The following is a 10758-nucleotide window of genomic DNA, read 5'->3' as shown; positions in this document are numbered from 1 at the left end:
CAACCCTCTCAGCGCGAGCGAAGCTCGTCGCGACCCCGTGAAGAACGGGGAGAGGGAGTGCACTGCCCGTGTGGCTGCTTGGTGCGGCTCTCGCCACGAGCGCCAACCGCTCCGCTCAGAACCCGTCCGCCTTCTTGCCCCAGGGATGACTGCCCGGCACCAGCTGCGCTTTGATGCCGGCCTTCTCGACATCGGCCTGCGTCCTGAAGAACGTCGCCTCATGCACCAGCGCGCCGGTCTTGGTGGTCACCGCGACGTAGCGCGCCACCGTGTCGATGTCGCAGAGGTAGCCGCCGCCGGGATCGGCGGCGCTGCGCAGGTTGCCGTCCCAGTCCACGAAGAAGCCGTCGCTCATGTCGTTCTCCATTTCAGTCGTCATTCCATCGCAGGCTGATCGGCGACCAGCTGCGCATAGGCACTCTCGACGATCGCCCGGCATTGCTGCAGGCGCTGCAGTTCGGCTTTGCTGATCGTGACCGTCTCGCCATCCTCGTGAGCTGACGCCGCCGCCTGCAGCGCCTCGAACAGCGCTTTTTCGAGCTGATAAATGCGCTCGCTGGCGCGTTCCAGATAGGGGATCGGATTGGCGCGGACATTGGCCTCGTGCAGCGCATCGAGGCTGAGCAGCGTGCGGAAACGTCGCTCGACCTGGCGCTGCTGCATGCCGAAATCGTGCTCGATGACGGTCATGGCCGCATCTCCGGGGTGGACTGCGCTGCCGCTCTTGCGGCCTGGCGCAGCAGCGTCAGGCATTCCAGCGATGCGGCCATGTCGAGCGCGGAGAAGCCGTCCAGTGTCTCGGCGGAGATGTCGGCGCCCTTGGCCAGGAGATGCGCGACCACCTCCGCCTTGCCGGAGGACGATGCATACATCAGCGCGGTCGCGCCGTTGTCGTTGCGGTTGTCGATATCGATGCCGGCCTCGACCAGCGCGTCGATGGCCTCGAGATGACGGCCGACGCAGGCGAGCCACAGCGCGTTGTTGCCGTCGGCATTCCGGGCGGCGATGCCGGCGCCGGCGGCGAGCAGTTCGCGGATCACGGCGACGTTGCCGAGATGCGCGGCCTTCATCAGCGGCGTGGTCCGGTTGGCGATGGAGACGTCGACGTCATCAGCCGGAAAACCCTGGGCCGAAAGCCAGGCTGCCAGCGTCGGACTGATCTCCGCCGCGCCGCTGCGGGCGGGAAAGCGCTGGCGCCACGCCTCATAGCCGCCGTCGAGGCTGTAGACTTCCATGAAGCCGAAATCCGAGAAGGTCTGGGCATACTCCTGGCTGGCGTTGCCATGATAGCAGTAGATCAGGATCGGCGTGCGCCTGGCCGTGCCGGTGATCAGCTCGGAGAGATTGCGCTGGGTGAGATGCTGCGCGCCGGCCATATGAGCAGCCTTGAATGAAGCCTGGTCGCGCACATCGAAGCGTAGCACGTCGTCGCGCTGCAACAGCTCGGCCGCAGTGCCGACATCGATGCGCTGGAACGGGACCCGCGGTCTCATGACAGGACTCCTGCTTCATCGCGCGTGCGGCCAGGATAGGCTGCAAGCGTCGTGATACGATCGTCCGTCAAGGGACGGCCGACGGTGAAGTGATAGAGCGTTTGCAATTGGTCCCCGACGATCCCGAGCATCTCGTGCACGGAGTCGTCGAAATAGCAGCCGATGCCGGTGCCGCGCAGGCCGGCCGCCTCGGCCTCGAGATACAGCACATGGCCGATCAGGCCGGCCTCCCAATGCAGCTGGCGATAGCGCCACGGATTGTCGTGGACGAGCGGGCCGAACTCGGCCAGCATCGCCACGGCAAAGCAGCTGTCGCCGGCGATGGCCTGGTGACAGCTCGCAGTGCGGATCACGCCGCGGCTGTCGGTCGGCAGCAGGTGAAACAGCGGCAGATGACCGGGCGCGCCCGTGACGGGTCGCCAGTCGAAATCGGGGCGCAGCGCGTGCCGCAGGCTGGCCTCTGCCGCGCGGCTGCGAGGCAGCGCATACAGGCCGGGCGTCAGGCCGTCGACGCGGTGGACGAACAGCAGGGGATGCAGCCGTGGTGCGTAGGCCCAGGCATCCCAGGGCGGCGCGGCACGCGGCAGCAGCGCATCGAGCAAGCGATGGAATGCGTCGGCATCCATCGCGAACTTGGCGTCGAAGCGCTGCGCGCTGCGGCGGCCGAGAATGAGCTCGGCCGCGCGGGCCGTCGATCGCGACGCGCGCGGCGGATGGGGCAGGAGCGGTGCGGCCGCATCCTGCGCAGCTCCGGCCGTGGCCGCACTGACCTCGGCAATCACGGGCCAGCGATAGAGCGGATGACGATCGAGCCGGTTCGCGATGCCTGTCCAGATATCGTCGACCATACAGGGCGGCGGCAGCTCGGAACGCGCAGGCGCGGCGTCGCGCGGCGCGATGGCGACCAGGAGATCGGCGTCCTCCGCTTCGACGCCGGCGAAATCGCCGGCGCGGTCGAGGCCCATCACGGCGGCGAGCGTTCCGCTATCGAGGCCATCGATGACATTCGCGCGCCAGCCGAGCGCGGCGGCGGCGTAGCTGATCGCGCCGAGCGCGTGGCCGAGGTCGAGCTGGCAATAGCGGAACGCGCGCTCGCCATATTTCCACGCCTCGCGCCAATGGATCGAGGACAGCGCGAGCCACAGCCGTGGTTCGCCCGCAGATGCCGTGCCACGCCGGCAGCGCTGCTCCAGCACGTGATCGCGGCTGACGTAATGATACACTCCATCGCCGAGTCCGCTGACGTTCCCGGCGATCACATAGGTCTCGGTCGGATGCAGATTGCCGCTCGAGGGATTGCAGCGAAGGGCCCAGCGGTCCGGACCATATTCTTTCCACGCCGACAGCCCGAACGACAATTCCAGCAGCAGCGCGACATTGTCGATGGTGAGCGGATGGATCGGTGCCGTGCCTGCGCAGGCCTCGGCAAAGCTCGCGGCGAGACGATCCGAGGTCAGCGGCAGATCGGTGCGCGGGCAGCCGGCGAACTCACGGAACGGGTTCGGCTGCGCATCCCAGTCCAGCGTCTCGGGCCCGGCCGCATAGCGTTTCAGGCTGTGTTTGGTGCGGGCGTGATAGGCGAGCGCGACGTCGGCGGCGGCCGGCATCTCCGCTGCCGGGGACGATGGCACGGACATGATTCCTCACGAGGCGCGAGCGATGAGTTCGCGCATGCTGGTTGGTCGCTGGGCGACCGGATCGGGCGGAGCAAAATCCGTTCCGGGACGTGCGCCCCTGTCTCTCCTTGTCATCCCGGGATGCGCCCCTTGGGCGCAGGCCGTGAAGCCATGATCACGACTGATGGATCTGGAGTCCGGGCTCGCCGCAGCGCGTCGCCTGGAATGACAGCGCGGGGAGGGGTGTCCGATTCCGAACAGCACGACCGGCGCTGTTCGTTTCTCGACATCAGTGCTGATGAGCCCGGCGGGATGCGGCCGCCTCGATCAGGATCGCGACCTTGGCTGCGATCGAGCGCCATGCCCGATGCGCATCCATCTTGTGGCCGAGTTCGAAACTATCAGCCATGCGCGTCGCAAAGGCGGGTCCGTCACGGCCATGCTGTTCCGCGATGATCCAGGCGGTCTGCCACAAGTCGCTCTCGGTCGTCACGGAGGCTACAGATCCAGCACCAGCCGGTCGCCCTTGGCGCGCGACACGCAGGGCAGGAAATAGCCCTCGGCGCGTTGCGCGGCGGACAGCCGCTTGTCGCGATGATCGATCTCGCCGTCGACGACCCGGGTCTTGCAGGTGCCGCACATGCCCTGTTCGCAGGAGGTCGCGATCTTGACGCCGTTCTCTTCCAGGAACGCGGTGACCGTCTTGTCGCCGGGGATCTTGAAGGTCGCGCCGGTGCTCTGGATGGTGACGTCGAACACCTTGTCGAGCAGCGCGGCGGCAGCCTTCGCGGTGAAGCGCTCGACATGAATGCGCTCCTCGGCAAAGCCCTTCTGCTTGGCCTGTGCGATGATCGGATCCATCCACCAGTCGACGCCGCAGATGAACAGCTGGGTGTCGTCGGGACGATCGGCGAGCAGCTCCGCCGCCTTCAGCAGCTGATTGTCCTCGGTCGCTTCCTTGTAATACGTGGTGTCGTCGGCGAAGGACGATGCCTCGATGGTGCCGCGGAACGAATCCGGCGACATGAGTGCGAACACATAGTGCAGCTCGAACGGGATGCCCTTCGCCTTCAGCGTGTCGGCGATCGACAGGATCGGCGTCACACCAATGCCGCGCGCCAACAGCAGCGCGCGCTTGGTGTCCTTCGGAATCTTGAAGCGGTTGCGCGGACGGCTGACCTGCAGCCGATCGCCCTCGTTGATGTCGAGATGCAGCGCCTTGGAGCCGCCGCGGCTGTTGGCATCCTTCCACACACCGATGCAGTAGCGGTTGCGTTCGGCCGCGCTGTTCAGCAGCGAATATTGCCGCGTCAATCCGTTCGGCAGGGTCACGTCGATATGGCTTCCCGGCGTGAAGCCGGGCAGTGGCTGATCATCCGCCGGGATGAGCTCGAACGAGGCCATGTTGTGCGCCTCGATGGCCTTTTTGGCCACGACAACGGTATGCAGGCTGTCGGACATCAGACAACTCCATCATGCGACCCGGCTCATCAGGAGGCGATGCAAGGAGAAGGCCAGATCGCTTACCGTCCATGCCGGCCGCCTTGTCGTGCCGGCACGGACGTCGGCGTCAGCCCCAGATCGTGTGGTGGTGATGGTCGGTCATGGACGAGTCGCGTGCGGCCGACGTCCCGGAATTGTCGGTCGTGGTGGTCACGTGGTGATGATGCGAGTTGTGCGCTGTCGGCGCGGTCGTGCCTGTCGTCTTGGCTGTTCCGCCGCTGGAGTCGTCATGCCCGATGTCGTGGCGGCAGGCGAACTAATAGCCTTCGGCACGGCGTTCAGAGGCGGCTTGATGGCGTTGCGCATCGATGTCGAAATCGGCTTGCGTTTGTTGCTGGCCGGATGTATGAGCGTTGCCCGTTTCAAATCCAGAAGCGTTCAACGCGAGAGGCCATCAGCCATGTCAAAACCACTGTGCGCGACACGATCCGTGCCGACGCTCGCAGTGCGTTCGGCTGAGAGTTTCTCCATCATGTTGAACGATCATGGCCAAGTCATCGATCGCGCGCCGGCAGCAGGCCGAGCGCGCACGGGTTGAAGCCTATGAGCTGACGCTGCGCCGTGTGGCGCGGCCGACGCGGCCGCCGCCGGATCTGCTCAATGCGATCCGCGAGGCCCAGGCTGGCTTCACAGCCGACATCATTCGGACTCCTGAAGCCTGGAAGCCGCAGCTGAAGACGCGCGACGCTGCGCGCCTGCGGCTCGCCGCCGCGCGTCATCTGTTCGCGCGCTATCCGGTCGCTCCGCATCTGGAGCAGATCTGGATCGACGCGGCCGGGCTGGAGCGCGACGAGAGGGACCTGCGCAAGCGCTGGTACATCGCCGCCGCCGGTGGCGGCTCGCTGTACAAGGCCGGCGCGTCAGCCTTCCTGTCGCGCAAGGAGGTTCACGCCTTCCTCAATCCGCTCGGCCGGGTCGGCTTCGACGAGGCGATCTGGCAGGCGATCGCGCGCTCCTACACCGACGATCCCGCCCTGGTGTCGCGGATCGCCCGGTCCAGGATCGCGCGGACGCCGCGCGGCGAGATTGCGTTCTGGCGCGAGGTGGCGCAGTTCTTCTGCGCGCAGCCGACGACCATCGAGGAAATCGACGATCTCTGCGATTACTTCGCGCATCGTCGTCGGCGCGATCGCAAGTTCAGCCTCAAGGGGCGGACGCTTGCGGCGCTGCGCCGGCTGATGCAGGCGTGGCATCGCGATCTCGCGGTGATCGCCCGCATCGAGGCGGCGCGGCGGCGGATCGAGCTGGCGCAGCAGCACACGACGGCGCGGGACGCTCAGCTCGCCTCGCACTGGACCGGCGCGCGGCTCGCGGAGTGGTCGTGGAGCCCGTCCTCCGCCAAGCGGGATGAGTACGTCGTCACGCAGTTGCGCAGCGCGGAGGATCTCGTCGAGGAGTCCAGGGCGATGCATCACTGCGTGTCGAGCTACGCAGCCAAGTGCGTGACCGGCCACGCCTCGATCTGGTCGCTGCGCCACCGCCACGCCGGCCGGACGCAGCGGCTGCTGACGATCGAGCTCGATCGCCAGCACCGCGCGGTGCAGGTTCGCGGCTTCGCCAATCGCGTCGCGTACGTCGACGAGCGAAAGGTCCTGGAGCGGTGGGCCAAGGCGCGCGGGATCAATTTGCCGGAGACATGATCTGTGCCGTCCACCGGGGCGGCACAGGTCGTGCGTCAGCGCGATCGCGGGGCAATGCCCACCGGGCGCGTCGGCTTGTTAGGCCATGGATGCTGGCTGCGCGTGCCGCTGTTCCTGCATCTGCGCTGCCTGCGCCCGTAACCGGAGCGCCAAGGCGCGCCGGCGCACTCCTCATCCCCGCCGTGCCGCCTCGATCGCGGCGACGTCGATCTTGTGCATCGGCATCATCGCGGCGAACACACGCTTGGCGACGTCGCCGCCTTCGGCCATCGCGTCCGTCAGCACGCGCGGGGTGATCTGCCAGGACAGGCCCCATTTGTCCTTGCACCAGCCGCAGTGACTTTCCTGGCCGCCATTGCCGATGATCGCATTCCAGTAGCGATCGGTCTCGGCCTGGTCGTCGGTGGCGATCTGGAACGAGAAGGCCTCGCTGTGGGTGAAAGCCGGGCCGCCATTGAGGCCGAGGCAGGGGATGCCGCACACGGTGAACTCCACCGTCAGCACGTCGCCGGCCTTGCCGGACGGATAGTCGCCCGGCGCGCGATGCACGGCGCTCACATGGCTGTCCGGAAACGTCTCGGCATAGAACCGCGCGGCGGCTTCGGCGTCCTTGTCGAACCACAGACAGATGATGTTCTTGTGCTTTGGCATTGCAGGGCTTCCTTCCACTCGGAATGCAGGCCGTCGTTCCGTCAGGGGGCGACGGCCCTGGAGATGCTTACGCCAGTTCGTCTCGATCCGGCTGATCAGAGGACGAAGCTCGCCGTGGCAATCCGACATGATGGCCGCTGGTCCGGCGATTTTTTTACGGTCGGCACAATCATCGCGCAGCGGTTGTGGGGGGAGTTGCCATGATGAGCGTCACCGATCCCGGCCTCCGGATGCGCTCCAAGCGCGGCGAGGAGAGCGCCGAGATCGGCCCAGCAGGATCCTGAATGTCGAGCTGCGCTGCGTGACGCAAGGCAATGTCACGGCTGATGCGGCCCGACTTAAGCAATATGACGGGATTGCCGAGATGGACTGGTCGCGCTACGAGCCGGTGGATTCGAGGAAGTTCGATCCCGACGCCGTTGGCGGTGCGGGCAAGCGTGGGAAGTAGGCGTCGACATGTTGGAGACCGGAGGCCGCGTTCAAACGGCGCTTCTCGGAATGGTCGCGGCGATGCTGGCGGGGTGGCTCTCGCCGTTAGCGCATGCGCAATCGGCGCCACGTCCGGCTCCCCCGCCGGCGGCAGCCCGTCCGGCGCCGGCACCGGCCGTTCCGGATGATCTGAAGGACCTGCGCGGCGAATGGAAGCGCGCCGGCGCCGGCTTCGCCTGTGTCGTGACCCCGCCGCGTCAGCTGTCGCAGGAGCTGCTGCTCGCGGTCATGGCGCGCGCCTGCCTGCGCCTCGGTCCGCTCGTCGTCGGCGATGCCGCCGCGACGGCCACCGCCGCCCTCGGGCAGCCGCATCGGACGCTGAAGCAGCCGCAGGACAAGGTCGCCTGGATCTATTTCGTGGGGCAGCGCGAGCACTATCCTTATTTCGTGGTCACGGTCGTGGCCGACAAGATCGTCGCGCTCCAGGTGACCGGCGACGGCACCACGACCGCGCCCGGCTATGAACTGAGCGGGGTCGGGCTCGGCGCCGCCACCGATGATGTCGTCAAGGTGTTCGGCCAGCCCGGCCATTTCGAGCCGACCGAATTGAAGGGCGTCGAGCTCTGGACCTATCCGCCGCACCCGTTCTCCTTCGAGCTGAAGGGCGGCCGGGTGATGTCGATCCGGATCAATCAGTAGCCGGTGACGGCGATTGCGCCGCCAACGGCGTATCGCGGCTGCCCTCTGTCATCCGGGCTGCTGCATGGACCGGGAGGCGCAGGCCCAGCGCGCCACGATTTGATCCTCATCGAGCAGCCCGAGGCTGGTCGGCGGCCCCTCGAGCACCGTCGCGTTGACCTTGGCGATCTCAGCGTTGAGGGCTGCGACTTCGCGGCGCACGGCGGCTTCGTCGGGAAGCGAACCGATGGCCGCCAGCCGCTTCTCGACCTTGCGCAGCAGCTCCAATGAAGGCGGCAGCATCGAGACCTGCTCGCGCCGGATGAGCTGCTTCACCCACCAGAGCGGATCGTGCTCATCGCCGAGATTCGGCAGCGGCTTGCCGGCGCCCGGAAGATTGTCGAAAGCGCCCTGGCTCTGCGCCGTGCGGATCTGCGCCTCGACCCAGGATTCGAAGCTCGTCGCCAGCGGTTTGCGCTCAGTCATGACGGTGGCCTTTTGGAGGGGCAACGCCGCAATATTATCCGCTCGGTGAGATGGACGCCAGAACAACACGGGCTGCCCGGCACGACTGCGCCCAGCTTGGCAGGCTGAATCGGCCGCGCTCGAGCTCGTGTGGCCCGGCACACCAGGAAAAATTCTTCTTGCTATTTTTCCGAAATCATGTTCTTCTCCGTGTAACCCGCCTCGAGCAGAGGGACGAACGCGTCGTCACGATCGTGGAGGTGGGCTGCGATGGCCGCGGCGGCTGTGCTGGACGAGCACAGGCCGGCACGGACGGCGAAGTCGTGTGGTCCTGGCCTCTCGAAGCTGAGGTCTGCGCACGCGCCAAGGCGCGTTGTCGCGAAATGGGGGCAAGAACGCCGATCCCCAGGGAGAGCACGAAGGACACCGTAAAACCAATCGCGCGGGGAAGGCCGGGTCTGTCCGGCTGTACTCGTGGTACCTGCCGCCTGCATTCTTTTGAGCAGGCGGGCCACGGGCCTCAGCCGAGGTCCGGCCTTCTCCGCGCCCTCTCGTTATCAGGAGGGACATCGTCGATGCACCACCCGGGCACGCCGTGCCGCGGGAAGGCGAGGTCATGTCTCGTGAGTTGCGGCCGCTGTAACCAAGTCCTTAACTGTCGTCCCGGCCTCGCGCCGGGACCCATAACCCCAGGGAGATGTCTGAGGCGCGATGGTGGACCGGTCTCACCCAGCCACGTCGGCCGGTGGCTATGGGTCCCGGCTCGAGGCCGGGACGACACTGAATGTGACGCGCGCTCCGGGGCGCCATGATCAGTCGCGACTTTGCACCGCTGCTGCAATCTCGTATCCAGCAGCGATAACGTAAGGAGGACACCCCCATGACCAACACCGCCGCCGAGATCGAAGACGACCGCCAGATCCGCGAGCTGCTGCAGAACTGGGCGATCTGGCGCGACGCCGGCGACTGGGAGCGCTTCCGCACCGTGTGGCATCCGGACGGGCGGATGATGGCGACGTGGACGCAAGGCACCGGCGACGAGTTCATCGAGATCAGCAAGGCGGCCTGGGCGAAGGGCGTCAACATCCTGCATTTCCTCGGCGGCATCTCGGTCGATCTTGCCGGCAACCGCGCGATCGCGCAGACCAAGATGACGATCTCGCAGCGCGCCGAGGTCGAGGGCGTCCTGTGCGACGTGCTCTGCACCGGCCGCTTCTACGACTTCCTCGAGAAGCGCAATGACCGCTGGGGCATCGTGCTGCGCCAGCCGATCTACGAGAAGGACCGCATGGACCCGGTCACGCCCGGCGCGGTGCCCGCGCTCGATCGCGCGCTGCTGGAGCAGTTTCCCGTCGGCTACCGCCATCTCGCTTATTTGCAGACCCGCATCGGCTACACCGTCAAGCGCGACATGCCGGGACTGAAGGGTCCGGAGGTCGAGGCTCTCTATGCGCGCGGCGCGGCGTGGCTGCGCGGCGAGCCGGTGTGATCGTTGAACCAGGGATCAATCGCCCGCGACGGATGAAGTCCAGCCGGCGCAGTGGTGCGCCGGCTGGATGATCAATGGGGACAAGATGTCGAAGATGCATGCGGCGGTGACTTTTCTTGGTGTCCTCCTATCCGTCCCCGCCGCGTTCGCCCAGGCCGCGCCAAATGCCGCGGCCGACATGGCGCCGGTCGAGTGCACCATCAAGGATAATGTCGAGGATGCCGGCTGCCGCGCCCGTCTGAAGGGACTGTTCGCGCGCAAGGCCGATACGCTGACCCTGATGCTGGAGGGCGGCAAGACCAAGGTCTATCGCGGCAACAAGGCCGCCTGCGATGGCGATGACGTCGAGAAGTGCGTCGTCTACAAGTTGCAGCATTACTTCCCGGCGATCGAGTCCTTCGTCGTCTCCAAGTCGTTCTACGAGTGCGGCGAGTATCAGCTGGTCAGCCGGCGTAGTGGTCACGTCACGGTCATGTCCGAGGTGCCCCAGCTGTCGCCATCGGGACACTATCTGCTTTCGATCGACATAAGCGACGCCTGCGAGCGCAAATACGACATCGCGATCTGGTCGGCGCAGTCTGATCCGCCGAAGCTCGAGTTCCGTTACAAAGCCAAGCAATATGAGAATTGGGAGCTGGTGAGCTGGGCCGAGGACGGCCGCCTGAAGCTGCGCGCCGAGGTCAATACGGACAAGGGCGCTTATGACCAGGAGGCAGAGTTGGTCCGGGAGGGGAACGGCTGGAAGCTCATGCCCGGCAGGCGGATCGAACGAAGCAAATAATTGAATCAGAAAG

At 66.3% G+C, this 10758-nt stretch carries 13 protein-coding genes; 5 read left to right on the top strand and 8 right to left on the bottom strand.

From position 1 onward, the window contains the following. Nucleotides 1–115: 115 nt before the first annotated feature. The 6 genes from NLR35_RS08795 to NLR35_RS08770 form a co-directional block, all read right to left on the bottom strand. A complete protein-coding gene (locus tag NLR35_RS08795) occupies nt 116–355 on the bottom strand; it encodes a hypothetical protein (protein ID WP_257166142.1) in 240 nt (79 codons plus the stop codon). Between the two features lie 20 nt (nt 356–375). After that, complete coding sequence (locus NLR35_RS08790; RefSeq protein WP_257166141.1) at nt 376–690, bottom strand: hypothetical protein; 315 nt, start codon at nt 688–690, stop codon at nt 376–378. After that, nucleotides 687–1424 (bottom strand): ankyrin repeat domain-containing protein, encoded by a 738-nt coding sequence (locus NLR35_RS08785; RefSeq protein WP_257166171.1) that lies wholly within the window; start codon nt 1422–1424, stop codon nt 687–689. The genes NLR35_RS08790 and NLR35_RS08785 overlap by 4 nt, the downstream gene beginning before the upstream one ends. A gap of 65 nt (nt 1425–1489) precedes the next feature. Then, nucleotides 1490–3130, bottom strand: coding sequence for a nitroreductase family protein (locus NLR35_RS08780; protein ID WP_257166140.1), 1641 nt, complete (start codon nt 3128–3130; stop codon nt 1490–1492). Between the two features lie 268 nt (nt 3131–3398). Continuing rightward, a complete protein-coding gene (locus NLR35_RS08775; protein WP_257166139.1) occupies nt 3399–3602 on the bottom strand; it encodes a hypothetical protein in 204 nt (67 codons plus the stop codon). Nucleotides 3603–3607: 5 nt separating this feature from the next. Then, nucleotides 3608–4570, bottom strand: a complete 963-nt coding sequence (locus tag NLR35_RS08770; protein ID WP_257166138.1) for a PDR/VanB family oxidoreductase — start codon at nt 4568–4570, stop codon at nt 3608–3610. Nucleotides 4571–4841: 271 nt separating this feature from the next. On the opposite strand from NLR35_RS08770, the gene NLR35_RS08765 reads away from it, so the two are divergent. Next, on the top strand, nt 4842–5150 hold the full coding sequence (locus NLR35_RS08765) for a hypothetical protein (RefSeq protein ID WP_257166137.1): 309 nt from the start codon (nt 4842–4844) through the stop codon (nt 5148–5150). Beyond that, complete coding sequence (locus NLR35_RS08760) at nt 5098–6252, top strand: PcfJ domain-containing protein (protein WP_257166136.1); 1155 nt, start codon at nt 5098–5100, stop codon at nt 6250–6252. Before NLR35_RS08765 ends, NLR35_RS08760 begins: the two co-directional genes overlap by 53 nt. A gap of 171 nt (nt 6253–6423) precedes the next feature. Here the strand turns inward: NLR35_RS08760 and NLR35_RS08755 are convergent, their stop codons facing one another. Continuing rightward, the gene (locus NLR35_RS08755; protein ID WP_257166135.1) at nt 6424–6903 is read right to left on the bottom strand and encodes a VOC family protein; all 480 of its coding nucleotides are present in this window, start codon (nt 6901–6903) and stop codon (nt 6424–6426) included. 456 nt (nt 6904–7359) lie between these two features. Here NLR35_RS08755 and NLR35_RS08750 point away from each other — a divergent pair, with 456 nt between their 5' ends. After that, nucleotides 7360–8031 (top strand): hypothetical protein, encoded by a 672-nt coding sequence (locus NLR35_RS08750; protein ID WP_257166134.1) that lies wholly within the window; start codon nt 7360–7362, stop codon nt 8029–8031. 48 nt (nt 8032–8079) lie between these two features. Here the strand turns inward: NLR35_RS08750 and NLR35_RS08745 are convergent, their stop codons facing one another. Next, nucleotides 8080–8496: a DUF1992 domain-containing protein gene (locus tag NLR35_RS08745; protein ID WP_257166133.1), complete on the bottom strand. Its 417-nt coding sequence runs from the start codon at nt 8494–8496 to the stop codon at nt 8080–8082. Nucleotides 8497–9355: 859 nt separating this feature from the next. Here NLR35_RS08745 and NLR35_RS08740 point away from each other — a divergent pair. Then, nucleotides 9356–9964: a nuclear transport factor 2 family protein gene (locus tag NLR35_RS08740; protein WP_257166132.1), complete on the top strand. Its 609-nt coding sequence runs from the start codon at nt 9356–9358 to the stop codon at nt 9962–9964. A gap of 85 nt (nt 9965–10049) precedes the next feature. Then, nucleotides 10050–10745 (top strand): hypothetical protein, encoded by a 696-nt coding sequence (locus tag NLR35_RS08735; RefSeq protein WP_257166131.1) that lies wholly within the window; start codon nt 10050–10052, stop codon nt 10743–10745. Nucleotides 10746–10758: the final 13 nt, after the last annotated feature.

Origin of the sequence: Bradyrhizobium sp. SRS-191, assembly GCF_024586915.1 — a bacterium.
GTDB lineage: Bacteria > Pseudomonadota > Alphaproteobacteria > Rhizobiales > Xanthobacteraceae > Bradyrhizobium.
Note: the sequence above shows the minus strand (reverse complement) of the source record. Positions and strands in the feature narration are given on the sequence as shown.